Source organism: Methylocaldum szegediense (genome assembly GCF_949769195.1).
Classification (GTDB): Bacteria; Pseudomonadota; Gammaproteobacteria; order Methylococcales; family Methylococcaceae; genus Methylocaldum; species Methylocaldum szegediense.
The window spans coordinates 1,185,839-1,210,851 of sequence record NZ_OX458333.1; the positions used below are offsets into that span (position 1 = coordinate 1,185,839).

Genomic DNA, 25,013 nt, shown 5'->3' on the forward strand with positions numbered 1-25,013 from the left:
ACGTGAATGACCCGAGGGCCAAGCTGTCCGAACAATGCGGGTGCGGGCCGGCGCGGCTGCCTAAACGCTAATCGCTCCTCTGCGTAACTGAATCGAGTAAAGCGCGGGCAAAAGTCGGGCTTTTGGATCATTCCGCCGTTAAAATTCGGATACCTACCGCTGACCTCTGTTAAGAACCGTTTGCGTTTCATTCGTTCGGCAAGGAGCGTTCAATGTATCATTATTTTGTTCTTTGTTTGGTAGCCACGGCCGGCATCGTCGTTTTTGACGACGATCCGACCGGTGTTTCGCTGCAAGAGTGGATACTCTATGCGGTATTGCTGTACGCCGCGAGCCAGTTCTTTCGCCGTTATTTCGAATATCTACGGCAGCAGACGCGGCGCGGCAAGTAGCCACCGCTCCGGTCGCGGCCGGGAAGGTTTAAGGCGCACCCGCGGTGAACAGCTCGAGGTTTTGTGGATCCCGGTCGTAGATCAGTCTTGAACCGACGATTCGCGCAGCAGCCTGGATGTCATGCCGGTAACTCTGGTTCGGTCCGATCAAATGCTCGACGACGTGACCGCGGACCGTTAGATAATCGGAAATCAAAAAGCGGTGGCAGCGCGACGGTTCTTTCTCTGCGCACATGAACGCCGTTCTGCAAATGCGCGCTTGTTTCAGAATTTGTTCAACACCCTCACGGAAATCGGACGTTTCCATATAGGCGGCATATGATCTGAATCCCGGATCAAGGGTTCTGTGCCTTGCATCGCCCGGCACCGCCGCCCGTCGCCCGCCTAAACTGCCGCCTTCCCATCGATACAGAATGCCGGACTCGGCGAGTGCCCGCTCCAATGCGGGTCGGTTGAATTGTTTGAAACGCGCCGAGCCGGGACTGCTGCGAATGTCGACCAAACATCCGATACCATGCTTCCGGAGCAGATCGATCAGTTCTTCGGAGCTTCTGTTGCTATGGCCGATGGAATAGATTTTCATGGTTTCCCGTCCCTTTTGCTGCTTGTTTTTCCATTTCTCGCGCATCGCAACGCATCGACGGCGCCCGTCTAGTCGCCCGGTTGCCGTCTAACGTACAAATTTGCCTCAAGAACAATCCGAACCATCCCGAGTTTGGGCGAAACCACGGCATTCTGCCACTCCGGATCAGTCGGATCGCAAGTTCCCGGCGATTCTCAATTAAGTCCGGGATCAATCGTTCCAGATCAAACAATCGATTAAGACGGTCTGCCGCGTGAACCAACTGCCAAATGACACGCAGTCTTTGCGGATGTCGATGCCGGATATTCCCACATACGGGTACCGATTTCTATCGGTTGGGCGACTCGCCGGTTGTGGGTCCGGACCTATCCTTCGACACGGTATCCAGTCAACGTCCGGAAAGTCCGCCGGTGACTGAGTCTCAGAATTTCTGGCGATATGGCGGCGACTCGCTTCCCGCTTGCCTGTATCGATAATTTCACGAAATCCATCAAAATCGAATGAATATTGGAAACTAGTTCATATGAAGCATGTTTTATGCCTAATTCTCAAGAATGGGGGAACTTTACCGGGATACGTGAATCTACAGATGTAACGCTTATGTAGCACTATGTAAGCCATTAAGTTACCTCCAATTCTTGTAGACCCGCCGAAAAGGCGGGTCTTTTTTTGTCGACGGAACAGATGAAAAGGGCTCATTCAGAACATCCTTAAGGAGACGGCTTCGGGCGTGTTTAGAGCGCCTTATTCCAAATCGCTTTCAATAAGGCATGAATTCTTGTAGGGTGGGTTAGGCCGCGAGGCCGTAACCCACCGCGCGACCTCGAATCGGTGGGTTACGCTGCGCTAACCCACCCTACGATTCATGTTCATTCGAATGTCGAATGGAATGAAATCGCCCGGAATAGCCAAAGAGAAAAACGAGGCGGGACGTTTTGCATCCCACCCCGATCCATGATCAACGCTTGCCGGATTTCTTCGTTTGCTTCTCTTTTGGTCCGTCTTTCTTATCGGCAACCGGATTCAAAACGTCGTCCAGGGATTTATCCATATTGGCGTACTTGTATTCCGGAATGACGAAGCTCCAGCGGGCAAAGCGGCGATTGAGGGTTTCGACCTCGCGGTTCAGTGCTTCCAGTCGCTGCTCGCGATCCTTGGCGGGGTCGGTGACGGCTAGAGGTGCGGGGTCGGGCGTGTTCGCGCTTTGCTCGGTATTTTCCTCAGTCGACTTCGCGGCTTCCTTGTTCTTGGCCTCATAATCCGCCTTCGCCTTGGCCTGTTCAGCCTGGATGTGCGCGTCGGCCACGGCGTTATCCAGCATCGCCGAGAAACGCGCGAGGCGTTTGTCGTCCTGTTTCCACGCTTGAACATCCACCGTGAGCCCGTCGAAAGTTCGGTACCGGGCTTTGACGATTTGGTCTTGAGCGGGCGGTGAAGAAGATCCGTCCGGTAAAGCGTCCACCAAGTTCAACCCGCTCAGGGTCGAGGCCAGCGCGCTGACGGCGGAAGCGTCCTTGAGTTCCCGTCCGGACGGGATATCGGCGACCTTGTAGTCCTTGTCGTCCGGTGCCGTCTTGTATAGGCGCAGGGGCTTGCCGCTAGGACGGGTTAGGACGACCTCGGCGATGCGGTCTGAAGGAATGTCGGCTAACGCCTTGTCGAGCCACTGTTCCGGCTCACGCTCAACCTGTAGGGCTCCTTTCGCCAGCCAGCTTTGCTTGTCCCCGGGACGGCGAACGAACGTTCCGTCAGCCTGACGGCTGATCTTGCCGACGATGAGTTGCACGGGCTTTCCAAGACCGTCAAAGCTCAGCAAAACTCCGCTGGCGTCCTGACGTTCGACATCCTCGACGCCCAGTTCGGGATAGCGTTCGGCATTTTCGGTCTTGGGTTCGAGCAGGCTGGCGCCGGCTATTTTCAGCAGCAGTTCCCGCAGTTTGCCGGTGTTCGCGGGATAATCTCCTTTTTCCTTGATTGTCCATCCTTGGTCTCCGCGCACCAGCGTCACTACCGGTTTCTTCTCAGCGGCAATCACGGTAACGCCCGTCACATCGTTGATGCGGTCGCGCAGTTCAGGCAGGGCGACGCTTGGGCCTGGGGGCGATTCGCTCGCCGGTTCACGATTGGAAGTGACGATGATAGCCGCAATCACGGCGACTACCGCCAGAGCGGCAAGTACCAACAGGCTGTTGGTATTAACACGATTCATGATGAAACCTCCTCAAACCGCTTTATGTCTGGCTTTTCTGGCCTTCCAGCCCAGGAAGGCAAGCGTTGCCAGCGTCAGCAACACGGGCACGAGGCCGATGTTGATGAACTTCAAGCGCGCGCCCAATGCGTCGATATCGGCATCCAGTTGGCGTCGCACCTCACGCAGTTCTTTGCGGATCTCCAACTTGCGCTTTAGGAAGTTTTCCAGTTCCTTCTGCTGTTCCGGACTGAGCACGAACTTTTCGTCCGTGGACTTGCTGCTCTGCAACTCGGTCAGCTTGCGCTCGGTCTCGGTTAGCTCGCGCTGGAGTTCTTGTTCCTTGACGCGGAATCGGGCATCCGCGGCGCGCTTGAGTTCCTCCACTTTGGTGAAGGGTCGGCTCGAAACGCCGCGGCCCCGGATTGAGATCAGGTCGGAGGAACCAGCCATGTTATCCACGGCGTTGGCGAACAGGTCGCCGTTGTCGGCGAAAGCGTTCAGCAATTTCTGGCCGAAGAAGTTTTGGCTTCGAACCCAGAGACGGTCGCTTAGGATGTCCGTATCCGCCACCAGCAGGATTTCACCGGGTTCTTTGGCTTCGGCGAGATGTCCGGAATCCTTTCTGTCGGGAAAAGCGGTTTTGAACTTACCTTCGAGACGGCAGACCAGGCAGTAGCGCTCGCCACTCGGCTTGTAACCGGCGAAGAGACTCGAGGGATCGTTCGAGAACTTAACCTGCTCCGCCGTGACGGTCATGGCCTGATCGGAGGTCTCGATCAAAGGCGTCAACTTGGCCGAGCTGTCCTTGGCTAGCTTGAAATAACCGGCCGTGGCAACGTGCAAGGTTTCGAGATTGGCAGTGATGACGTCGTCTTGCTTCAGATCGGATCGGGTGAAGCGCAGCATGGCAGGGTGCCGTACCGGCGCGGTGCCCGGGGCGACGGCGACAGCAAGAGCGTGGGCCCGATCCAACACGACCTTGTCGGGGGAATACTCGACGCCCCAAGCCTTGAACAGGGCCGGCAAATCGGAGAACTTGGGCGCCAGAATGCCCGCCATGGGGTTGCTGGGATCGGCGCCACCGTCGTCCATCTCGGCGTTGGGGTCGACGAAGACCAGCAAATGCCCGCCGCGCAGCACGAACTGGTCGAGGGCGTATTGGGCGTCCTCGCTGAGCTGCTTCGGATGGACCACGACCAGAACGTTCACGTCCGGATCGACCGATTTCAGATCCGTTGGCTGCAGTGGCTTGACGTCGAACAATTGGGAAAGCTGCTGGTAAACGACCCAGGGTTCGCGCCGTTCCCGCGTGTACGGATCGAGGCCTCCGGTCATGGGAAGTCCCGACAGGAAACCGATCGTCGGTTTCTTCGCCGTGGCCAGACCGTGAATCAGCTTGGCCAACTCGTATTCGAGAAACGATTCCTTGCTGGGATCGAAGAACGGAATTGCCGCCCGGCCGTCGGTGGAATTGGTGCCGACCAGTCCGAGGAAGATTTTTTCGCCCGAGGGACCGAGAGGAATCCCCTGAAGCCCCGAGGCCGCCGCGCGGTCTTCGGCTTCGGAATAGGGCAGGGGGTCGACCACATCCAGCCGCAGTTTCCCGGAAGCCCGCGATGCCATTTCCTCGAGCAACTCACGAACCCGTTCGTAGTACACCCGGAGGTTGCGGACATCAGCACGGCCGCTTTCCGCCGTCGCCTTGTCAGAAAAATAAAGCGTCAGATGGATAGGCTCGTCGAGCTTGGCGAGTATGTTGCGGGTGCCTTGCGACAAGGTGTAGAGCGAATTCTCGGTCAAATCGAGTCGGGCGCCGCGGAATAGGGTGTTGGAAAGCAGCGCCAGTGCCACGAAGAGCACCGCCAGAAGGCCTAAGGTGCCGTGAGTTACGGTTTTGCGATTCAAAATCATCTTCCGGAACTCCTCCTTAATCCGCCTTCTTGAGATCGATGACGACGGCATTGGCGTAGAGCCAAAAACCGATGACGAGCAGGAAATAGAACAGGTCTCGCAAATCGATCACGCCCCGCGAAATGGCATTGAAATGGGTCAGGAAGCTGAGCCCGGCGATGGCGTCGACCAAGCCCTGCGGTGCAACTGCGCGGAACACGTCCAAGACCAGCGGAAATCCGGCCAAGAGAAACAGAAAGCACACGACCACGCTGAGGATGAACGCGATTACCTGGCTGCGTGTCGTTGCCGACAGGCAAGCGCCTATAGCCAGAAACGCGCCCGCCATTAGCAGGCTGCCGAGATAGCCAGTGAGGATGACGCCGTTATCCGGGTCGCCGAGATAATTGACGGTGATCCAGATCGGGAAGGTCAGCAACAGGGCGAGGCCGATAAAGGACCAGGCGGCGAGAAACTTGGCGACCACCGCCTGCCACATGGTAACGGGCAGGGTCAACAGCAGCTCGATGGTGCCGCTCTTGCGCTCATCGGCCCACAGCCGCATCGCCACTGCCGGGACCAAGAACAGGTAGAGCCAAGGATGATATTGGAAGAAAGGTTCCAGATCCGCTTGGCCGCGTTCATAAAACCCGCCGAGATAAAACGTGAAGGAGCCGGAGAGCAATAGGAAAATCACGATAAAGACGTAAGCCACCGGCGTTGCGAAATAGCTGCTCAGCTCGCGTTTGTATAGCGTCAGGATCGGGTTCATGCGCTGGCCTCCCGTGTGTGCGGCAGGGTGATGCTGCGGAAAACCTCGTCCAGACGGCCGGTTTCGAGCTGCAATTCGCGTATGGCGACGCCCTTGGCCTTGAGCGCGTCGCTGACCGCCGCGAGAATCTGCTTGCCCTTGCGTGGGAAAGCGGTAATCCGCTGGTCGAGTGGATCGATCTCGACGCTCTCGATGTCGGGAATCGCGCCCAGGGCTTCCTTCGCTTTCTCGGTTTCGGTCGTGGTCAGCGACACCGCCATGTGATAACGGGAGCGCGCCTCGAGTTCGGCGGGAGTGGCGTCGGCGAGGAGCTTTCCGCCGGCGATGATGATCGCCCGATTACACACGGCATTGACCTCTTCCAGAATATGGGTGGAAATCACGATGACCTTGTCCTTCGCCATGGCATTGATGAGCATGCGGACTTCGTGCTTCTGGTTCGGGTCGAGGCCATCGGTCGGTTCGTCCAGAATCAGGACGGGCGGATCGTGGAGAATGGCTTGAGCCAGGCCGACACGACGCTTGAAGCCCTTGGATAGCGTTTCGATGGGCTGTTCCAATACGCCTTCCAGTTGCAGCCGGCCGATGACATCGTCCAGGCGCCGCTTGCGTTCCTCCCCTTTCAAACCGCGCACATCGGCTAGGAACCCGAGGAATGCGCGCGGCGTCATTTCTCCGTAGGCGGGAGCGCCTTCCGGCAAATAGCCGAGCGCCCGCTTGGCTTCTATAGGCTGACTTTCGACGTCGAAGCCGCACACTTTGGCACTGCCCGAACTCGGCGCGAGGAAACCCGCGATCATCTTCATGGTGGTGGATTTGCCGGCGCCGTTCGGTCCCAGGAATCCCAGCACCTGGCCGGGATCGACGCGGAACGAGATGTTGTCTACGGCGGTAAAGTGGCCGTAATGTTTGGTCAATGCAGACGTTTCGATCATCACCGAATCCTCCCCGGAAGGATACGGAATCGTTTCAGATCAAAATACATACGTTTTACTACCTCCTTTCGGTCGTGATTTGCTAGATATCCGAGCACGAGTCATTGTGATGCCCCCGTCGTATTCAAGCCGTACCGGATCGAGATCGGTACGCTTGACGACACGCTCCATCGGCCGGTTGGTGCGGATTCCGATTCTTTTAGCTCGAAGGCCGCGTCGCTGGCGGTTGTTCCATGCATTCAACTTTGGCCCGCGTGGAGGCGGCGGATCGGCGTATCGGTTGTTCAAAGCAAGCGCCGGCGTTACCCCTTCGCCGATTTCGTTGAGAGGTTTGTCCATCCACAGCCGGTATCCGGGCCAGTGTTCCACGCGCAGCAGGCGACGCAACGGAGTCTTGATCACCGAGACGCACAAGCCGATAGAGAGCAGACACCACACCGCGGCATGTTCGTTCGGGTGGCGGGTCAGGATGTCGGCCAGCAGCGGTCCCGCGACGAGATGAAGCGCGACGAATCGCCATGAGCCGTAAAGGAAAGGCAAGAAAAAACTGGCCGCGAAGTAGGCAAATCCGTGCAAGCCGAACCGGAATGGGATGAGATGGTTGGGATAATCCGAGAGCAGTCCGTTAAGCGGAAGCTGCCAGGCGATATGCCAGTCTCCGGATGTGGAACACACGAGCCGTCCGCAGAACCCTTCGTATCCCGGGATGCAGGTTCTCGCCCAGGAAAAGGGATACAGCTTGAGCAGCATCGCCAAGCTGGCCAATCCGCACAATGAGTACACGATCCCGCTGATTCGCCGCTTTACCTGCTCGGGAATGAAGTACAGCGCGACCATGTTGACGAAGAAAGGCTGAAACGTGATATGGAGATACCCCAGCCAGGTTAACAGTTGGTTCTGCGGGGTATCGCACTGGTCGATGTAGATATAGGTCGCGGCCTGCAATAATTCCATGCAGGCGAAATAGGTCAGGGGCACCCAAAGCTCCCGAGTTTCCCCTTTGTAGGCCAAGTAGCTTGCTGTCGCAAAACCGCTCGTCGCTAGCATGGCCGAAGCTTCACCGCTCCAACACATGAGGCGATCCCAAAACTCGATTAAAAGCTTGAATTAAAAAGTCGAAAACTTAGCCGAACTTCCGGGTTTCTGTCGACCGATCCATCCAAAATTCGGCTAAGGGCAGCGAATTTACGGTTCTTTTCAACCATGTCAATAGGACGACGTCCCGCCGTTGGACGACAGTGTTTCGAGAATGGTTCCCGTGAAAGCCGAGTGTTCCCGATTGCCACTGGGGTGGCCAACAACGCGGCGAAACCGCGGTCCTAATGGTAAGAGTAGAGCTGGCCATACGGCCGCATGACGGCGGCATGGTCATGACGCTGGTGGAGTACCGATTGGGGAACCGAAGTGGCGGTGATCAATAGCCTTCCTTGTTGGTCCCGAAAAACCTTCGACAGGGCCCCCGAAGGGCACTAGGTGAAGGGCCCATTGAGACGCGCTTAAGTGGAATCAGGAGACGACTCATGAAAGCTTATGAATTGGGTGGCTTCGGTATCGATTCGTTGGTTCTTGCCGAAAAGCCAATACCTCAGCCAGGACCAGGCCAGGTGCTCGTGAAGATGCGGGCGTGGTCGCTCAACTATCGAGATCTGATGGTGATCAAGGGCAGCTATCGACCGAATCTTCCGCTGCCGATGACGCCGCTTTCGGACGTCGTCGGGGAGGTGGTCGGTGTCGGACCGGGCGTGTCGCGGGTAAGCGTAGGCCAGAGGGTGGCGGGCATTTTCATGCCCAAGTGGTTGGAGGGCGAATTAACCGAAGAGAAGGCTAAGAGCGCGCTGGGCGGAGGGGAGGCCGGCATGGCGGCGGAGTACGTCGTGCTGGACGCGGACGGGGTGGTCTCGGTTCCGGACTATCTCAGCGACGAAGAGGCCGCGACCCTGCCGTGTGCGGCCGTGACGGCCTGGCACGCGATCGTTGCGTCGGGCAAGGTGAAGGCAGGCGACACGGTGTTGACCCTAGGCACGGGCGGCGTCTCGCTGTTCGCACTGCAGTTCGCCAAATTGTACGGAGCGCGGGTGATCATCACCTCCAGCAGTGACGAAAAGCTGGCGCGAGCGCTTGCTCTAGGCGCATCCGACGGCATCAATTACAAGACCACGCCCGAATGGGGCCGGCGTGTGCGGGAACTCACCGACGGGGTCGGCGTCGACCATGTGGTCGAGCTCGGCGGTGCGGGCACGCTGGAACAGTCGCTGAAAGCCGTGCGCATGGGCGGTCGTATCAGCCTGATCGGCGTTCTATCCGGTAAGGGTCGGATCGACCCCACGCCTATCCTGATGAAGAACGTGTGCGTACAAGGCATTTTCGTTGGCAGTCGCGCGATGTTCGAAGCGATGAACGATGCGATTGTGCGGCACCAGTTGCGGCCCGTGGTGGACCGCGTGTTTCCGTTTGCGGAACTGCCGGACGCCCTTCGCTATATGGAGCGGGGTGCCCATTTCGGCAAGATCGCCCTGAGTTTACGCGAAGAGGAGAAGTGACGATGAGAATCCTGATGGTTTTGACCTCGCACGATCGGCTCGGCGACACGGGCCAGAAGACTGGCTTGTGGTTGGAAGAATTCGCCGCGCCGTACTTCGCATTCATCGATGCCGGAGCCGACGTTACCTTGGCCTCGCCCAAGGGTGGACTGCCTCCAATTGACCCGAAAAGTCGTCAGCCGGAGGTGCGAACGGAGGCGCTCATCCGTTTCGACAACGAACCCGCCGCCAAGGTCGCGCTCGCCAATACCGTGGAGCTGTCTGCGATTTCGCCTTCCGATTACGATGCCGTGTTTTACCCAGGCGGCCATGGGCCTTTATGGGACCTCGCCGAAGATCCGAATTCCATTGCACTGATCGAAGCGCTGTATGCCGCAGGCAAGCCCGTGGCTGCGGTGTGCCACGGGCCGGCCGCATTCCGTCATGCCAAGGCGCCGGATGGCTCGCCGCTGGTGCAAGGAAAGTCGGTCACCGGTTTCGCCAACTCCGAGGAGGAAGAAGTGGGTCTTACGCAGGTGGTCCCGTTTCTGGTTGAAGACATGCTGCGCGAGAACGGCGGCAAGTATTCGAAAGCCGAGAATTGGATGCCCCATGTGGTGACCGACGGGAATTTGATCACTGGACAGAATCCGGCCTCTTCGGAAACCGCGGCGATGGCGCTCCTGAGACAATTCAAAGCGGCGACGCACGGATAAGAGCCGCTGAGTCCCAAGACTCTTCGACGGCAGAGACGAACGGATTTGATGAGCCCAAAGTACCGAGGCTTTACTCCCAAAATGCCCGGGGCGGCTTTTCCGTCGGTAAACCCGGCGACAAATACTTTTCGCATTCGGAGCAGATAGGTTCGAGCCTAACAATGATCTCCGGCTCGAACCGACGTACCCAAAGACGAGAGTGCACGCCGCTTAGCGGCGCGCACTCTCAAGAGAACGATTCAGTGGTAGAACTTACGCAGAAGCGCTTTCGGTTCCCTCTCCCTCAGGGAGAGGGTTAGGGTGAGGGGGATGAAATGAAGGAACTTCCTTTCCGATCCCCTCATCCCGAACCTTTCCCAGAGGGAGAAGGGGCGAGATGCGTAAGTCCTTAATGGCTTTGCCTTTGCTCGGCATCATCCTCGCTTTCCTGCCGAGCCTTCTCTTCCTCGATCTTCTTCACAATCTTGCGTATCTCTTCCTCGTCAAGTCCGCTCAGCCCCGCGAGTTCGTTCAGCAAAAAGTCCTCGTAGTTCATAATCCGTTCCTCGATGATTGAAGGCTTCGAATGCCTTTTCGTAAGGCTTGTCCTTTTGACTCGTGCAGCTTCGAAAAGAGCCCTGTCCGCCACGAATTTTTGATGTTTGCGGTCGGTTCGGCCGAGCGGGCCTAAGAGCGACGTATAAGATAAGGAAAGATCGCGAACATCCGTTCGCATCGAGCCCTTCGACGGCCCTGTCGAAGGACTTGACCAGAGCTCCCGTTACTTCTTCGAGGGCGTCTCAGGAGTCTTTCCGATTACGATGTCGAAGTGCGCCGTGAGCCCGCCGATACCGGGATCGTCGGCCGGCGCGAAATCAACCAGGATGGCTTCGCGGGCAGCTTTGTCCCAAATCTGGCGAAGAATGAAATCCTGTTCGTTCAAAGGATGGCCTTTGATGTAGAGCTGCGTGGTTAACATCCGCTGCCCGTCTTTCTTAACCACGACATGAATGTGCGGCGTGCGCTGCGCTCCGGCAACATAAGGAACCGGCTTGATGGTGCGGAAGTAATACTCGCCGTTGGGGCCGGTCAAACATCGCCCGAATCCCTGGAAATTCTCGTCGCGTCGCTCGCGATGGGGACTCGCCGAGTGCAAATAAATGCCGTTGTGGTCCACCTGCCAAATCTCGACGACCGCATTTGGGACAGGCTCCCCAGCGGTGCCGAGGACTCGTCCCATAAGGTGTGTGACTTCCCCGGCTGCCGGCGTGACCGAGTCGTTGACCAACAGCAGATCGTTGTCAGTGTCCGGCGGGAGTCGGTCAGGATAAAACGGTCCCTCGGGTTGCCGCGGGGTGCGCGTTAGTTCAGCAGCTGATGTCCCGCTCGCAGCGATCATTGCAGCGGCCAGGGCAAAATATCGAAATAGAAACCTCCGGACCGGGGATGAATGTTCGGATGTCATGAGTCGCCGCCCGAAAACAATGGAAGGAATAACTTCGACAGGACTGGGGAGCGTGGCGTTCACAGGAAAGCACTTCCGCCATTTCGGGCAAAAGGCCGGTTCGGCGTTTAACTCACGCCACGAGGAATCCGATTGCAGCGTCTCCTGCCATGCGTTGCGCATCGCGTTTCAGCCGCGCTGCCACGAGGATTTTGCAGAGCCAGGAATTCTTTTGAACAAAACGGATTCAAGTGCGTCATTAATCTTTAAATGGCTTCGATATAAGGACATTGGTTATGCGTCTCTCATTACTTTGGCCTTCTGGGACGAACGCTCAGGTGGGAATGGACGATGTGCGGGAACATCGGCTGGGATTTCTCGCGCTGGGCATCGTGTTAATCCTTCTCGGCGTGGCAGCGATGTTCTTTCCGTTCGTCGCCACTCTCGCGACCGAGCTCACCATCGGTTGGATCCTGGTTTTCGCCGGCATCGCGCAGAGCCTCCATGCCATTCGACTCCGCGATCGGATCGGCTTTTGGCCGTCGCTCCTGAGCGGTCTACTGACCCTCGCGGTCGGGCTGTTACTGCTCGTATTTCCCATGACCGGCATTCTGTCGATCACGCTTCTGGTCGCGGTACTGTTCCTGGTCAACGGCATTTTTCGTCTTACCCAGGGATTACGGCTACGCCCCGCTGGATATTGGGGGTGGCTGGTGGCGGGCGGCATCCTCTCGATACTGCTCGGGATCATGGTCATTGCCCAATGGCCTGCCGCCGCCATCTGGTTGGTAGGGCTCTTGGTCGGCATCGACCTGATGTTTTCCGGCTGGACGCTACTTTGGCTGACGTTACTCGCCCGTCAGATCGGCACCGTCTGAACCGGTAAAGCCGAGTCAGCCGGTTAGGGGACCGGTGCGTGTTTGCACGCATCCAAGGCGTTCATGCCAGAAAGCAAGTGAAAGCCGAGATCCCGACTGTAGCATGTGGCGATGGCATGCTGCGTCCTAATGGAGGCAGTACATGAAGATCGACGAAGACATCGTTCAGGCGATCTGGGAGAAAGGTCGCGCCATGACGGATCAGGATCCGACTCAATGGCGAATGGATGAGTGCGGGGCATGGATATACCGGGAGCATTACGGCCTCACGGATACCGATTTTGGCTGGAAAATCGAGAAGGTAACGCCCGGCGTGTCGGACGGTCCAGATGGCTTTCGTCCATTCCATCACCGCAACGGTTACAACATTGCCAATGGCGCGCCGCATTGTCGTGTCACCGCCGATCGGACTGACCTGGCACCGACCGGGTATGTAGACAAGCCGCGAAACCGGGAGCTTTGAATCCCGATACATCCGGAATTCGCGGTCACAGTCAAATGACGGTTTTCGGGGAACTATCGCCGCGCCTCCCCGACAACTGTATCATCTCGACCGACTCCGGATCCGGCACTAACTGGTACGCCCGCGACGTGAAGATCCGCCGTGGCAGGATGGCCTCCCTCTCCGGTGGACTCGCCACCATGGGCTGCGGCGTGCCGTACGCCATTGCTGCCGAGTTCGCCTATCCCGAGCGGGCAGCGATTGCCCTGGCAGGCGACGGCGCGATGCAGATGAACGGCAACATCGCTGGGTTTCCTGGGGATCAAGGCGGGCAAGCCGGAGGACATCGTCCCGACCCGCGAAAGGGCGTTCGCCGCGGACCGGCCGGTGCTCTTGGAAGCCTACACCGATCCCGCTGTGCCGCCTTTGCCGCCGCACATCACTTTCGAGCAGGCCAAGGCTTACCCTATCCGCCTTGTTCAGCGGCGATCCGGATGCCTGGGGTACATCAAGTCCTCGGCGAAGGAGATCGCTTCGTTAGTGTTGCCGGAAACGGATTGAGCTTGGCCGCGATGTCTCGGTGTTTGATCGTTGTCATCGGGAGACGGCGTGCAATATTCAGTCATCCGTGGAAGACCTCACCGATTGGGAGTAGGGACCGCAAATCGGCGATAAGACTCAACGATAAATCGAAGCAAAACGGGAAGGCCGGAATAAGTCTATCCTGAACTCACCGGGAGCGAACGGGAACGTGCGAGGCATAGCCCAAAAGGCCGACCTCAAGGAAGAAGCGAGTAAATCGTTCTTGTCACGCTTCCCGCTTTCGTTCGCGAAGCCGTGACAGCCTAGGTCAGCGGCTGCCCGCCCGTCGCGGTAGTCTCGCCCAGCCGATTTTGTCAGGCGCGGATACAGATCTCGATCGTCGAAAACGGCCACTCTCCACTCGCCTCGCCTAAGGTATCGGCCGCTCGCCGGGATCGCTGGGCTAGAGACCTCGACCGAGGGGTATTATCGCTTTCGCCCGGCAGGGGAAGACGGCAAATAGGCCGGTCTGATGGCGCTCAGGGACAATGGCTACCATTATCGTCGGCTCGTCTTGGAACGTTTTCAGACGCAGGCTCGGGAGAGAAGGTTGTGGGAGGTTGCCAATGCGGTCTGCCTTGACGCCAGAATCCCTGGCGTGATCCATATCTAAAAAGCGGAGTTGATTGTTCGTGAATAAGTTTTGGAGTCCTACCATCCGGGACTTAACGCCTTATACGCCCGGCGAGCAGCCCAATCTGAGCAATTTGATCAAGCTCAATACCAACGAAAACCCGTACCCGCCTTCACCCAAGGTCTTGGCGGCCTTGCGCGGCGAGATCGGCGGTCGACTGCGGCTTTACCCAGATCCGGATGCCGATCGCTTGAAAGAGGCCATCGGACGATTCTATGGCGTCGACAAGAAGTGGGTTTTTGTGGGCAACGGTTCGGACGAAGACTGGCCCATACATTGCAGGCGCTGCTGAAACACGATCTACCCATCTTGTTCCCGGATATCACTTACAGCTTTTATCCGGTCTACTGTGCTCTTTACGGTATAGGCCGCATTTGTATTCCGCTGACCTAAAGTTTCACGATCCGGATCGAGGACTACCGTCGACCGAACGGTGGAATCATTTTCCCGAATCCAAACGCGCCGACAGGTTGTTTGTTGCCGCTCGCCGCTATCGAAGCGCTACTCCGGAACAATACGGAGTCGGTCGTGGTGATCGACGAGTCCTACATCGATTTCGGCGGAGAATCGGCTGTGACATTGGTCGAACGTTTTCCCAATTTGCTGGTGATCCAAACCCTATCCAAATCGCGCTCGCTGGCCGGCCTGCGGGTCGGTTTTGCGATCGGGGATCCCGGTTTGATCGAGGCGTTGGAGCGCGTGAAAGGCAGCTTCAATTCCTATCCGCTGGATCGCTTGGCGATTGCAGCTGCGGTCGCGGCTTTCGAGGATCGGGATAATTTTGAGAGCATGCGCCTGGCCGTCATCCGGAGTCGGAATTGGTTAGCCGAGGTTTTGTCACGATTGGGATTCGAGGTGTTGCCGTCGGCCGCGAATTTCGTATTCGTTCGCCATCCTTCAATCGCCGCGCCTGCGTTGGCGGCTGCACTGCGCGAGCGTCATATCGTCGTGCGGCACTTCGTGCAGCCGCGCATAGAGCAATTCCTGCGCATTACCGTCGGTATGGATGCCCAGTGCCGGACTCTCGTAGAGGCTCTGGAAAACATCCTGGCGTTTCGGCGGTAAGTCGGCCTTAGCCGATATGCGGGGCGAGTATTGGGAGGCGCTGCTCGATTCGAGCGCTAAAGGAGGAAAAGAGTAGGGGCCTGCCTGCGTCAGCATTGCCGGCCACGGCTTGGTGTTCATTCGTCGCTGCCGAGAGATGCTATCGGAATAAGAACGAGCTCTCGGCAGCGCGGAGTGATTCTAAGGTTCGTGTACTGTCTCCCGATCGTCCTTCTAGGCATTTTGCAGTGCCGGTCGTTCCTCACGATCCAGACGTGGGTTCGGCCTTGTTGAGGACGGTGCCGAGGAGTGGTGTGGTATTGAGGTGGCCAAGGGCCTCGACGAGTTGGCTTTGGGTGGTGCGGCCGGCCTCGAGCACCAGTAGGGCGGCATCGACATAGGGTGCAAAGGCGAGGGCGTCGGCCGTGGTGAGATGAGGCAGATCGAATACCACGATGCGCGAGGGGTAGCGGTGTTTGAGCTCGTCCACCAGCCGCGCCATTTTGGGGGACGCGAGGAGTTCCGCCGAGTCTGGCAGGGGCCGGCTGCCGGGTAGGATGACGAAGCGGTTTATACCCTTAGGATTGATCAGAAGGCGCTCGATTGGCACGTCGTCCAGGAGGTAGTCGGCGAGTCCTTCGCGCGGGGTGAGGCCGAATGCGGTATGAACGCTCGGGTGACGGAGGTTGGCATCGACCAGGAGGACGGTCTGACTGATGTCGAGGGCAAGACTCAAGGAGAGATTGATGGCGGCGACGGTCTTGCCGGCGTGGGGATTCGGACTGGTGACGGCAAAGGCGTTCCAGCCGTGCTCGCGCAAGATTTGCAGGATCTTGGTGCGGAGCACCTTGTATGCGTCCACATATGGGCCGGGCACTTGGCCCGCGATCACCCGGTGGCGGCGCAGCACCTCGGGGTTGACCTCAACGGAGCGGGTGATGGTGTATTGGATCGGCGCACTGGGCTCGGCTTGGGCTTTGCCATGAGGGCGTGCGACGAAGGGGGTAGCGATCGATTCCATAAGGGCAACTCCAGACGAGAAGAGGACAAAGGTTAGCCGAGAACGGTGTTGAGCTTGCGGAGGCTCCGGAACCAGAGCACATCCAGCGGGGTCCAGAACCAATGGATCAAGCCCAGTGCAAGGAGCAAAGCGCCGAAGCTGATGCCAACAAGAATCAGGCGCTGGCGGCTCTGGTCGAAAGTCTCGTCATCAGTTTCGAGATAAGGGATGACCGCGAGAGGAGGGGCGCCGGCGAGCAGGGCGACCGTTTGGACGGTTCGGACGGTCTGATCGAGCGCGGTGCGCAATGCGATATAGCCGACCGCGGCGGCTAGGCCCAAGAGCAGGCCGAGAACAGCGATGGCAGGGCGGTTCGGCTTGATTGGCTTTTCCGGCAGCAGCGGCGGTTCGATGACCGACAATCGCTCGCCCTTGCTCTTCCGCTCCAGCTGCTCGCCGATCTGAGCCTCCATCTGTTTCGCTTTCAAATCCCGATAGCGGACGGAGGCATTTTCGTAATCACGCATCAGGGCTAGATACTGGCGCTCGGTATCGGGGGTACGCTGCAGCCGGTCCTGATACTCGGCGAGCTTTGTCTGCAACTCCAGCCGACGTTTCTTGAGCGCCTCGATCTCCTGTAGTGTACCGGCTTTCTGAGCGGAAAGGCTCAGATAGGCCGGGTTGTCCGGCTGGCGAGCGGCGATCTCGCGCGCGGTGGTCTCGGCTGACGGCTGGTTCAATACCGCTTCATAGGCAGCGATTTGAGCCGACAGCGCGACGACATCGGGATGGTCGGCGGCGTGAGTATCCTTCAGTTGGGCTAGCTCCGCACGGAGGTGTTTGAGAGTCTTGGCGGTGTCAACCGAGGTATCGACGACGCCGAGTTCCCGTTGCAAGGCTGCGATTTCCCGCTGTGCCTTGACCACGTCCGGATGCTTTTCGGAATAACGGCTAGTCAGGGCGACGAGCTCGGTCTGGAGATGTTTCAGCCGGTCTTGCTTGCTTAGGATGCGTTGCCCGGTGTCCGAGACGATCGGCGTGTCTGGGGAGATCTTTGTCAGTTCCGCGTCCAGATAGATGACACGCTCCTGAAGAGTGCGCAGTTGTAGGTCGAGCGACTGCAATTCCTGCTCAGTCTGATGCAGGAACTGTAGATTGAGCGTCTTTTGCTCCGGGAGGGCATACATATTGGCTTGCTTGAACTGAGCCAGTTTCTGCTCCAGTTCGGTGACGTAAGCGCCCATCTGCTCGACTTCCTCGGTGAGGAAATCGGAGGCTTCGGCTGTTTTCTGGGTGCGCGTCTTGAGGTTCTCTTCGAGGTAGAGCGAGGTAATCTCGTTGGCTACGTGCTGCACGGTGTCGGGATTGCGCCCATCATACGAGAGGCTAAAGGCAATAGTGGCCTTGGTCGGGTGGCCCGAGCGGGGATCGATGACCTCTGCGCTGATCGGCTGGAAATCGATATCTTCACGCATACGCTCGACGATCTCATCGGTGGTTTCCTTCTGACGCTCCTTCGCGTAGAGATCGAATTTTTGGACGATCGCGAGGAGATTCGAGCGGGTCATGACGCGCTGGCTGATCATCTGCAGGCGTTCGGCAGCATAGCTCGTGATGGTGGACCGTACCAGATCGGGCGGGATTTCCTGCTCCTCAATCAGGATGGTCGCGGTCGAGCGATAAGTCGGAGGCAATAACAACGCGGTCGCGAGGCTGAGCGCGAACAGACCGCCGAAGATCGTGGCGACGGCGGTCTTGTGACGCCTGAAGGTACCGAGATAGTCGCTGAGGCTTTTTTCTTCCATTGATCGCGTTCTCAAGTGCTCAAAAGTAGAAAGGGTCGAAACTGTACCGGAGCGTCACGAAGACGGCATGATCGTCCTGGTTCCCTGCGAATGTGCCGGCGTTTTTGCTAAGGTCGCGGAGGACATACTGGTATGACGCGCTGAGGTGCCACTGCTCAGTCAACGCATAGGACAGCTCGCCGTTGAGCAGGTAATAGCTTTGCTGAATGGTCTCGCCGTTCAGATGGGGCCGAGTGTACTCCGAGTAGGACAGCTTCAGGTTCGCGCTTAAACGCTCAGTGAGCCGCTGGCGGCCGCTGAGTGTGACCCGGTCCGACTCGAACAATGCACCGTTAATCGCCGGACTGATCTGATGCCTGTACACGAGCTCCCAATCGGACGTTTCGAAGCGCTTGCGCGCGCTGGCCGTGACCAGGGGGCCGAACTGCTGGTCCTTGAAGGTGACCTTCTCCGGAACCACCACCGGCGCGATCTGGAGCGGGTCCAGGCTCACGATCTGAAATCCCGCAAGACGCAACGTTTGCAAATTGGTCTCCGAATCGCTGTACTGGCCGCCGCCAGAGACGTTGAGATCGAGCGTTTCCGTCAGGGCATACTGGAATCCGGCCATAACGTTCACATAATCGATCGTTCGCTGCGAGGCCCTGTACGCGTTGTAGGCGAGGTGGCCGGTCAACGCCAGGCGTTCAGTAAGCTGATGCTCCAGACCGATGGAGGCGGTATGGACGGTGGCGTCGACGTAGCCGACGTTTTGGCGAGCCTCATAATCCGAGGTTTGATAAGCGTAGCCCAGGGTCAGGCGGGTACGTTCGTCCAAAACGTAGGCCCAGGACGGGGCCAGCGTGGTTTCGGACCGCTGCACCCGGGTCACTACGATTCCTACCACTCCCTCCGATTGCGACGACAGCAAGGCATCGTCGGTATGGTGCACGCTGAGCGCGAAGCGCGAACGCTCGGTCGCATAATAGGCATCGAGGTCAAGGTACTGATTCTGGGTGTCGATGTGGTCAATCGGCGTATAAAAGAGATTCTGTAGGCGCACCCTGCTTTTCACCTGCCAGTTCGGCTCCTGTGCGACAAGCTGGGCAGTCAGGCCGAGATCGGTGCCAAACACGGCTTCCGGATTGAATCGGTCCGGTAACAGCTGGATATTGGAATGGAACTGCTGGCTCACATTAGCATTGGCTTCCAGATACCAATCCACGGCAAAGCCTGGCGAGGCAAACGCCACGCCGAGCCCGGCGCCGACATACGCCAGGCGCGTAGCGAATCGTTTCACTCTCAACGCACGACCACGACGTCGCCGTTCATCAGTAGGATGTTCTGCTCCAGATCCTTGCCAGCGGCTACGGCATCGTAGTCGAACGGCAGCGGGGTCGTGCGGTCGCCGACCTGGCGCAGGATGGTGATATCGTCACGGTCGGCGAAAGGATTGAGACCTCCGGCGAGGGCGAGGGCGTGCATCACCGTGACCCGGCCGGGCGTGACGAACTCGCCGGGTTTATTGACCTTGCCGACCACATAGATCCTTTGGCTGGTGGTTATGACCGAGACCGAGACGACGGGGTCGGCGAGGTACTCGGCAAGGCGTTCGGTGACTGCGGCACGAACGTCCTCGACGGTGAGGCCACCGGCCTGGAGGTCGCCGACCAGAGGAAAGGAAATGCCGCCGTCGGCACGGACCAGGACCTGCTTGGTCAACCCTTCCTCGCGCCAGACCGAGATTTCCAGCACATCTCCCGGCACCAGTCGATAATTCTGCGGCATTTGCAGCAACGGTGTGGGATTTGCCTCATCGGTCAATGCGCTGTTAGCAAAGATGAAAAGCAATAAAAGCGTGAAAACCTTTTGAAACATGCTTGCGTTATGGGCTTAAGGATCGCCCATAGCGTGCAAATTGAGGGCCAAAGCAACGTGAGTGAGGATGTATTGATGAAAGCACATCCTGTGGACCGGCGCCTCGGCGGGACTATCAACCGATTCGATTTGCATTCCGCTTTCTTTATCTTGCGGGGCGCATGCCCTGGCTTCCCGGCACGCAGTGCCGCGGTTCAGGGCTTGTGCAAGGCGCTCGGCATGCTACGTCAGTTGCCTCAGGAAAAGGCGGCTCTGGAAGCGGGAAGGAGCGTTTGGCTGGAGCGGGCGGAAAACCTGAGATCGGGTCAGTCAGCTCGAAGCCGTGGAAAACCGATCCGGTAGCAGAAGCTGAGCCTATTGATTCAGCATAGGCCGAAAACCAAGCTCAGGAATTTCCGTTCAAGCTCGAGGAGCTTCAGATCGTGCCGTGATAAGAAACTGACACAGCGTGCCGGAAGCCCGGTCGTGCCCGGAGCGGCGATGCTGTTCCGCTGAGCGAAGAAAATGTAAGCAGATGCCCTTTCTGCCGGACTGGGGTCTAGCCAGTCACTCGTGTTACGCGCTCGGGCCGTTTTATACCTACGGTACGGGCACTGCCAAAAAGGTCAGGAGCCCCCTGCGTTAGCAAACCGACTCTTCGAGAACTCCGAATTCGCTCTTCCCGACACGACGTCCCGGTCAAGCAGTTTCGTCGACAAAGTATTGCCGGCCTAGGAATGTGTGAATCCATTCGCTTGAAGCGAAGGCGCGGTGAATCGGAGACCCGGGAGCACTTCTTGAAGGCGATGCGGCATTTGAAGCAGCGGTGCGGGATTTGCCTCATCGACCGGCATGCGATCAACCTGGCTAAAGAGAAGGAAGACCTCAAAAAAAACTGGTCGAAACGGCTTGTTTTATGAGCTTGGAGAAAAACCAGCGCCGTGTACGTCGAGGACCAGTAGGGCTGGGCACCAAATTTGTAAGCAAAGCGAGACGTAACCTTCGGGTGAGCTATACGCCTGAACGCGCAGTCCGGCAGCGGATCGGGAATTGCCGGAGACGGCGGTTCCTTGATTAACAGTGCCATTAACAGCGCCGCGGAATACAGGTTTCCATCTTTGCACGCTTTGATCCGGACCCGGGCTACCGCAAGGCCCGTCGCGATTGAAGCCTTACACTCGTTGTTGAATTCACGGAGTTCAGTATGAAGTTCAGACTTACTCGGCCGGTCGCGGCCTCGGTTGTCATGGCCGCGGTATTGGCGGCGTGTGGTGGAGCGGAGGAACGCAAGGCCGAGCACCTGGCACGGGGCCTTCGGTATTTCGAGGCGCAGAACTTCGACAAGGCCAAGGTCGAATTCAAGAACGTGCTCCAGATCGACCCCAAGACGGCGAGCCCCTATTTCTATTTGGGCCAGATCGAAGAAGAGCAGAAGAACTGGCGGCAAGCCTTTGCCTATTACCAGAAGGCAGTGGAGCTCGATCCCAATCAGCGCGACGCTCAGCTCAAGTTGGCGAAGTTCTACCTGATGGTCAAGGATGCGGCCAAGGTGGCGGAACTTCTAGGACCGGTAGCAGAGGAAAGGCCCCAGGATCTCGAGGTTCGGCTGCTCAAGGCCGCGCTCTCGAATCTTCAAGGCGATGAAGCCTCGATGCTGGCTCAGCTCGAGGCCATCGTGGCGGAAGCCCCGGCGCGGCCCGATCCTTATCTGGTTCTGGCGCTTTACCGGGTGCAGAAGGGGCAGCCGACGGAGGCCCTGGCGGTGCTTGAGGCGGGACTCAAGACGCAGCCGAACCAGCCAGCGCTGCTGGCGGCCCTGGCTCGGCTGCAGCAGCAACAGGGCCAAGCGGAGGCAGCTGAGAAGACGATTGCCGCCTTGATCGCAGCCGAACCCGATAAGCTCCAACATCGGGTCATGCTGACTGAGCTGTATGTGAAAGAACGCCTTTGGGATAAGGCGGAGCAGGCGCTTCGTACGGCTATACGCGATTTCCCAGAAGACCCAAAGCCCGTCGTGTTGCTGGCGCAATATTTCGTGGGGCGGGGCGAAGGAAAGCGGGCCGTGAATGAGCTGACGGCGGCAATCAAATCGAGCGCAACAGAAAAGGCGACGGCCTTGCGCTTCAGCTTGGCGTCCATTCACGAGCGGCTCGGCGAGAACGATCGGGCGGAAGGCGTTTACCGAGGTCTCATCGACGATGGTGAAAGCAAACCGGACCGCCTCAAGGCGACGACCTTGCTGGCAGAACTCCTGGCGAAGCAGGGTCGCATGGATGAAGCTCAGGACCTCGTTGCCGAGGTACTAGCTGAGAATCCACAGGATCATCCGGCACTGTCGTTGCAAGGCCGGCTGGCACTGGCGCGGAAGGATGCGCAGGCTGCGATTGCGGCCTTCCGGGCCTTGCTCAAGGACCAGCCCGAAGCGGCGGACGTTCTGACCCGATTGGCTCAGGCCTATCTCCTCGACGGGAAGCCAGCGCTTGCACAGGAACAACTGGAGAAAGCGGTTGCCGCGCATCCCGATGAGTTTCGCTTGCACAAGCAGTTGGTCGAATTTCTGGTCGGACAGAAAAACCTCAGTCTCGCGCTAGACAAGATCAACGCCTTTCTCAAGGCGCAGCCGAAGCACCTCGACGGGCTCAATCTGAAGGCGGATCTGCTTCTCGCGAGCGAGCAGACTGAGGCTTTGGAGGGTCTTCTCAAGCAGATCTCGGCCGACTTCCCGGACAAGGCCGTCGGTCCGTACCGGCTGGGGCAGCTCTATCAGCGTCAGAAGCAGCCGGCGGCAGCGCTGGCACAATACGAAGAGGCGCTGGCGCGTGCGGCGAACGATTACGAGCCGTTGAAGGCTATCGTTTCGTTGCACTTGGCGGAAAAACAGCCCGACAAGGCCTTGGCTCGGATTCGGAAGCTCTTGAAGGACAATCCGAACCATCCGACAGCCTATCACGTACTGGCGCTTTACCATTTCGCACAGAAGCAGGAGGCGGAAGCCGTCAAGGCGCTCAACCGGGCGATCGAGATTAGTCCGAAATGGCCGCCGCCCTATCATACCCTCGCGTCTTATCATGAGGGTAAGAAAGAGCTGAAAGAGGCGGCGGCGGTATACCGGCGGGTCTTGGCGGTAGTGCCGGGGCAGGTAGCGGCAAGGATGGGGTTGGCGCGGGTTCTCGAGCAGGAAAAGGACTGGAAGGGCGCCATAGCCGAATATGAAGCGGTGCTAAAGCAACAGCCGAACCATGCTCTGGCCGCCAACAACCTTGCGGCGCTGCTGAGCATGGATGTGGACGACCGGTCCCGACTTGAGCGTGCGCTGAAGCTGGCGGCGCGGTTCGAGAATGCGGCGGAGCCGGCGTTTCTGGACACTCTAGGCTGGATTCACTATCAGTTGGGCGACTTGACGAAGGCAAGGCCGCTCCTCGAGAAAGCGGTGGAGCGGGCGCCGGACGCGCCGATCTTCCAATACCACCTTGGTATGGTGCATCTCAAGGAGGGCGATAGGGCAAAGGCAAAGGAACGGCTGGAGAAAGCCATGGTCGAGAAAGGCGACTACCCGGGTCTGGATGAAGCTAAACAGGCACTTGCCAGCCTCTCCGAATGATGACGTTTTTACAGAGGGGCCAGGCCGCCGTTCAATCCCGAAATCTGGTTGAAGCCGCCGGCTGGTTCGAAAAAGCCGTGGCGGAAAACCCGAAAGACGGCCAGGCCAAGGCTTGCCTTGGGCAGACCTTGTGCTGGCTGGGCCGGCGCGAGCAGGGCATCGCCCATCTGCGCCAATCGGGCCAGTTGTTGCTGAAAAAAGCCCGGAAGAGCCGGGATATCAGCTTGCTGCTGGGACTGGCCGAGCAGCTGCAATTTTGGAACGACTACCGTGGATCGTTGGAGCTGCTCAAGCAAGCGGTGCAAATCGACGGCTCCAAGGTTCGTGGTTTTCAACTGCTGGCGCTTGCCCATTCGAGGCTGAACGAGAACAAACCCGCCTTATCCGCCGCGCGTAAAGCGGTGAGGTTGGCGCCGCACAGCGGCGTGCTGCAAATCTTGCTGGCGACTCTGGAAACGGACGACCGCCAATACGAGGAGGCCAAGCGGCGCCTCGAAAAAGTCCTAACGGGCTTTCCGACGCCTGAAGAGAAATTCAGGGCGCATAAGGAGCTGGCGCGGGTTCTTGACAAGCTCGAGACGTACGAACAGGTGTTCGGCCATTTGCGCGCCGCCGGGGATGTGGCTGGTTTATTGCCCGAGGTTAAGAAGCAGGACGCTGCTCTTGTTCCGACCCTGATTAAGACCAACACCTTAGGTTTTACCCGCGAGTTGCTGGAGCGTTGGTCGTGCGCCGGGCTTCCTCGGGATGAGTCGAGGAAGCTCGTGTTTATCGTGGGCTTCATGCGCTCCGGGACGACGCTTACCCAGGAAGTGCTCGATTCCCACCCGGATGTTTTCGTCGCCGATGAAACCGATCTGATCGTCACTTTGAGGAACGAATTGCATCGAATGGCCGGAACGGCCGGAACGACCCCTGAACTGCTCGAAAATATCGATATCCCGGGCGTCACCCATCTGCGCCGGTTCTATTGGGAGCGGGCTCGAGGACGGTTTGGAGAAAAGATCGACCGCCGCCCGGTATTCGTGGACAAGACGACCATGAATACGATCGATCTCGGTCTCATTAATTGCCTTTTTCCCGACGCCAAGGTCGTTTTCGTTATGCGCGACCCGCGCGACGTGTGTTTGAGCTGTTTTATGCAGACCATGGCGCCGACGCCCTCCACCGTTCACGTTCTGCAGTGGGAGAGGACGGCGGCCTTTTACGCCGAAGTCATGGAGTGGTGGATGTGCATAAGGTCGCGAATGACAATGGACTTCTACGAACTTCGCTACGAGGATGCAGTATTCCGATTCGAGGAGAGTTTCCGGAAAGTGTTCGATTTCGTCGGCCTCGACTGGGATCCATCGGTCGCCGAGTTCCACAAACGGGTAGCAGGGAAATACGTCAACAGCCCGAGCCACGGCCAAGTGGCTCAACCGCTTTACACGTCTTCAGTGGGACGCTGGAAACACTACGAAGCGGAGTTTGCGCCGATCTCGAAGATGCTGGAGCCTTTCGTCACCGCTTTCGGATATGAACGGTGAGAGCCAGAAATCGTGTGGGGAAGCCGATTGCCGAACCCGGGCCGGCCCTACGAGATAGGGGAACGGGTTTATTCCGGACCGTTTTCAATAAGACATTAATTTTTGTAGGGTGGGTTAGGCCGTAAGGCCGTAACCCACCGAGCGACCTCGGACCTTTCCTGAGCCCTTCAACAATGCTCAGCACAGGCTCTTCGACTGAGCTCAGGACAGGCTAACCCACCCTCTCATAGCCCAGTCAAGT

At 58.3% G+C, this 25,013-nt stretch carries 21 protein-coding genes and 1 pseudogene; 10 read left to right on the forward strand and 12 right to left on the reverse strand.

Annotated elements, in window-relative coordinates; genetic code table 11:
* The first annotated feature begins 212 nt into the window (after positions 1 to 212).
* Positions 213 to 392 carry a hypothetical protein gene (locus QEN43_RS04990; RefSeq protein ID WP_036267706.1) on the forward strand — a complete coding sequence of 60 codons (180 nt, stop codon included), beginning with the start codon at positions 213 to 215 and terminating at the stop codon, positions 390 to 392.
* Positions 393 to 420: 28 nt separating this feature from the next.
* Here QEN43_RS04990 and QEN43_RS04995 read toward each other — a convergent pair whose 3' ends face one another.
* The 6 genes from QEN43_RS04995 to QEN43_RS05020 form a co-directional block, all read right to left on the reverse strand.
* The gene (locus QEN43_RS04995) at positions 421 to 1,020 is read right to left on the reverse strand and encodes a DUF488 domain-containing protein (protein ID WP_051331387.1); all 600 of its coding nucleotides are present in this window, start codon (positions 1,018 to 1,020) and stop codon (positions 421 to 423) included.
* Positions 1,021 to 1,933: 913 nt separating this feature from the next.
* On the reverse strand, positions 1,934 to 3,184 hold the full coding sequence (locus tag QEN43_RS05000) for a DUF4340 domain-containing protein (RefSeq protein ID WP_317963763.1): 1,251 nt from the start codon (positions 3,182 to 3,184) through the stop codon (positions 1,934 to 1,936).
* Positions 3,185 to 3,196: 12 nt separating this feature from the next.
* Positions 3,197 to 5,077 carry a GldG family protein gene (locus tag QEN43_RS05005; protein ID WP_026608952.1) on the reverse strand — a complete coding sequence of 627 codons (1,881 nt, stop codon included), beginning with the start codon at positions 5,075 to 5,077 and terminating at the stop codon, positions 3,197 to 3,199.
* A gap of 16 nt (positions 5,078 to 5,093) precedes the next feature.
* A complete protein-coding gene (locus QEN43_RS05010) occupies positions 5,094 to 5,828 on the reverse strand; it encodes an ABC transporter permease subunit (RefSeq protein ID WP_026608953.1) in 735 nt (244 codons plus the stop codon).
* Positions 5,825 to 6,763: an ABC transporter ATP-binding protein gene (locus QEN43_RS05015; protein ID WP_026608954.1), complete on the reverse strand. Its 939-nt coding sequence runs from the start codon at positions 6,761 to 6,763 to the stop codon at positions 5,825 to 5,827. The genes QEN43_RS05010 and QEN43_RS05015 overlap by 4 nt, the downstream gene beginning before the upstream one ends.
* Positions 6,764 to 6,802: 39 nt before the next feature.
* Positions 6,803 to 7,810, reverse strand: coding sequence for a DUF5765 domain-containing protein (locus QEN43_RS05020; RefSeq protein WP_317963764.1), 1,008 nt, complete (start codon positions 7,808 to 7,810; stop codon positions 6,803 to 6,805).
* Positions 7,811 to 8,283: 473 nt separating this feature from the next.
* Between QEN43_RS05020 and QEN43_RS05025 the strand changes: the two genes are divergently transcribed.
* Complete coding sequence (locus QEN43_RS05025; RefSeq protein ID WP_026608955.1) at positions 8,284 to 9,303, forward strand: zinc-dependent alcohol dehydrogenase family protein; 1,020 nt, start codon at positions 8,284 to 8,286, stop codon at positions 9,301 to 9,303.
* Between the two features lie 2 nt (positions 9,304 to 9,305).
* A complete protein-coding gene (locus QEN43_RS05030; protein ID WP_026608956.1) occupies positions 9,306 to 9,998 on the forward strand; it encodes a type 1 glutamine amidotransferase domain-containing protein in 693 nt (230 codons plus the stop codon).
* 388 nt (positions 9,999 to 10,386) lie between these two features.
* Here the strand turns inward: QEN43_RS05030 and QEN43_RS05035 are convergent, their stop codons facing one another.
* Together QEN43_RS05035 and QEN43_RS05040 are read right to left on the reverse strand one after the other, a co-directional pair.
* Entirely contained in the window at positions 10,387 to 10,533 is a 147-nt protein-coding gene (locus QEN43_RS05035) for a hypothetical protein (RefSeq protein ID WP_156912626.1), read from the reverse strand.
* A 225-nt stretch (positions 10,534 to 10,758) separates the two neighbouring features.
* Positions 10,759 to 11,442: a dioxygenase family protein gene (locus tag QEN43_RS05040; protein WP_036268378.1), complete on the reverse strand. Its 684-nt coding sequence runs from the start codon at positions 11,440 to 11,442 to the stop codon at positions 10,759 to 10,761.
* A gap of 275 nt (positions 11,443 to 11,717) precedes the next feature.
* On the opposite strand from QEN43_RS05040, the gene QEN43_RS05045 reads away from it, so the two are divergent.
* The 4 genes and pseudogenes from QEN43_RS05045 (at position 11,718) to hisC (ending at position 15,022) form a co-directional block, all read left to right on the forward strand.
* Complete coding sequence (locus tag QEN43_RS05045; protein WP_084161586.1) at positions 11,718 to 12,299, forward strand: HdeD family acid-resistance protein; 582 nt, start codon at positions 11,718 to 11,720, stop codon at positions 12,297 to 12,299.
* A 142-nt stretch (positions 12,300 to 12,441) separates the two neighbouring features.
* Positions 12,442 to 12,762 carry a hypothetical protein gene (locus tag QEN43_RS05050; RefSeq protein ID WP_026608959.1) on the forward strand — a complete coding sequence of 107 codons (321 nt, stop codon included), beginning with the start codon at positions 12,442 to 12,444 and terminating at the stop codon, positions 12,760 to 12,762.
* Between the two features lie 149 nt (positions 12,763 to 12,911).
* Positions 12,912 to 13,469: a thiamine pyrophosphate-dependent enzyme gene (locus QEN43_RS05055; protein ID WP_235726504.1), complete on the forward strand. Its 558-nt coding sequence runs from the start codon at positions 12,912 to 12,914 to the stop codon at positions 13,467 to 13,469.
* Between the two features lie 486 nt (positions 13,470 to 13,955).
* Positions 13,956 to 15,022: pseudogene (gene hisC, locus QEN43_RS05060) on the forward strand (histidinol-phosphate transaminase).
* Between the two features lie 241 nt (positions 15,023 to 15,263).
* Here hisC and QEN43_RS05065 read toward each other — a convergent pair.
* The 4 genes from QEN43_RS05065 to QEN43_RS05080 are packed head-to-tail and all read right to left on the reverse strand — an operon-like array spanning position 15,264 to position 19,663.
* The gene (locus QEN43_RS05065; RefSeq protein WP_235726505.1) at positions 15,264 to 16,022 is read right to left on the reverse strand and encodes a CpsD/CapB family tyrosine-protein kinase; all 759 of its coding nucleotides are present in this window, start codon (positions 16,020 to 16,022) and stop codon (positions 15,264 to 15,266) included.
* Positions 16,023 to 16,054: 32 nt separating this feature from the next.
* Positions 16,055 to 17,806, reverse strand: a complete 1,752-nt coding sequence (locus QEN43_RS05070) for a GumC family protein (RefSeq protein WP_026608960.1) — start codon at positions 17,804 to 17,806, stop codon at positions 16,055 to 16,057.
* 19 nt (positions 17,807 to 17,825) lie between these two features.
* Positions 17,826 to 19,085: a porin family protein gene (locus QEN43_RS05075; RefSeq protein WP_026608961.1), complete on the reverse strand. Its 1,260-nt coding sequence runs from the start codon at positions 19,083 to 19,085 to the stop codon at positions 17,826 to 17,828.
* Between the two features lie 2 nt (positions 19,086 to 19,087).
* The gene (locus tag QEN43_RS05080; RefSeq protein ID WP_051331388.1) at positions 19,088 to 19,663 is read right to left on the reverse strand and encodes a polysaccharide biosynthesis/export family protein; all 576 of its coding nucleotides are present in this window, start codon (positions 19,661 to 19,663) and stop codon (positions 19,088 to 19,090) included.
* A 75-nt stretch (positions 19,664 to 19,738) separates the two neighbouring features.
* Between QEN43_RS05080 and QEN43_RS05085 the strand changes: the two genes are divergently transcribed.
* From QEN43_RS05085 to QEN43_RS05095, 3 genes are all read left to right on the forward strand, one after another.
* The gene (locus QEN43_RS05085; protein ID WP_156912627.1) at positions 19,739 to 20,005 is read left to right on the forward strand and encodes a hypothetical protein; all 267 of its coding nucleotides are present in this window, start codon (positions 19,739 to 19,741) and stop codon (positions 20,003 to 20,005) included.
* Between the two features lie 841 nt (positions 20,006 to 20,846).
* Complete coding sequence (locus QEN43_RS05090; RefSeq protein ID WP_026608964.1) at positions 20,847 to 23,243, forward strand: tetratricopeptide repeat protein; 2,397 nt, start codon at positions 20,847 to 20,849, stop codon at positions 23,241 to 23,243.
* The gene (locus tag QEN43_RS05095; RefSeq protein WP_317963765.1) at positions 23,240 to 24,772 is read left to right on the forward strand and encodes a tetratricopeptide repeat-containing sulfotransferase family protein; all 1,533 of its coding nucleotides are present in this window, start codon (positions 23,240 to 23,242) and stop codon (positions 24,770 to 24,772) included. The genes QEN43_RS05090 and QEN43_RS05095 overlap by 4 nt, the downstream gene beginning before the upstream one ends.
* Positions 24,773 to 25,013 lie beyond the last annotated feature (241 nt).

Coding starts and splice junctions, on each gene's coding strand:
- QEN43_RS04990 (WP_036267706.1), top strand. CDS start 213: ATGTATCATTATTTTGTTCTTTGTTTGGTAGCCACGGCCGGCATCGTC.
- QEN43_RS04995 (WP_051331387.1), bottom strand. CDS start 1,020: ATGCGCGAGAAATGGAAAAACAAGCAGCAAAAGGGACGGGAAACCATG.
- QEN43_RS05000 (WP_317963763.1), bottom strand. CDS start 3,184: ATGAATCGTGTTAATACCAACAGCCTGTTGGTACTTGCCGCTCTGGCG.
- QEN43_RS05005 (WP_026608952.1), bottom strand. CDS start 5,077: ATGATTTTGAATCGCAAAACCGTAACTCACGGCACCTTAGGCCTTCTG.
- QEN43_RS05010 (WP_026608953.1), bottom strand. CDS start 5,828: ATGAACCCGATCCTGACGCTATACAAACGCGAGCTGAGCAGCTATTTC.
- QEN43_RS05015 (WP_026608954.1), bottom strand. CDS start 6,763: ATGATCGAAACGTCTGCATTGACCAAACATTACGGCCACTTTACCGCC.
- QEN43_RS05020 (WP_317963764.1), bottom strand. CDS start 7,810: ATGCTAGCGACGAGCGGTTTTGCGACAGCAAGCTACTTGGCCTACAAA.
- QEN43_RS05025 (WP_026608955.1), top strand. CDS start 8,284: ATGAAAGCTTATGAATTGGGTGGCTTCGGTATCGATTCGTTGGTTCTT.
- QEN43_RS05030 (WP_026608956.1), top strand. CDS start 9,306: ATGAGAATCCTGATGGTTTTGACCTCGCACGATCGGCTCGGCGACACG.
- QEN43_RS05035 (WP_156912626.1), bottom strand. CDS start 10,533: ATGAACTACGAGGACTTTTTGCTGAACGAACTCGCGGGGCTGAGCGGA.
- QEN43_RS05040 (WP_036268378.1), bottom strand. CDS start 11,442: ATGACATCCGAACATTCATCCCCGGTCCGGAGGTTTCTATTTCGATAT.
- QEN43_RS05045 (WP_084161586.1), top strand. CDS start 11,718: ATGCGTCTCTCATTACTTTGGCCTTCTGGGACGAACGCTCAGGTGGGA.
- QEN43_RS05050 (WP_026608959.1), top strand. CDS start 12,442: ATGAAGATCGACGAAGACATCGTTCAGGCGATCTGGGAGAAAGGTCGC.
- QEN43_RS05055 (WP_235726504.1), top strand. CDS start 12,912: ATGGCCTCCCTCTCCGGTGGACTCGCCACCATGGGCTGCGGCGTGCCG.
- QEN43_RS05065 (WP_235726505.1), bottom strand. CDS start 16,022: ATGGAATCGATCGCTACCCCCTTCGTCGCACGCCCTCATGGCAAAGCC.
- QEN43_RS05070 (WP_026608960.1), bottom strand. CDS start 17,806: ATGGAAGAAAAAAGCCTCAGCGACTATCTCGGTACCTTCAGGCGTCAC.
- QEN43_RS05080 (WP_051331388.1), bottom strand. CDS start 19,663: ATGTTTCAAAAGGTTTTCACGCTTTTATTGCTTTTCATCTTTGCTAAC.
- QEN43_RS05085 (WP_156912627.1), top strand. CDS start 19,739: ATGAAAGCACATCCTGTGGACCGGCGCCTCGGCGGGACTATCAACCGA.
- QEN43_RS05090 (WP_026608964.1), top strand. CDS start 20,847: ATGAAGTTCAGACTTACTCGGCCGGTCGCGGCCTCGGTTGTCATGGCC.
- QEN43_RS05095 (WP_317963765.1), top strand. CDS start 23,240: ATGATGACGTTTTTACAGAGGGGCCAGGCCGCCGTTCAATCCCGAAAT.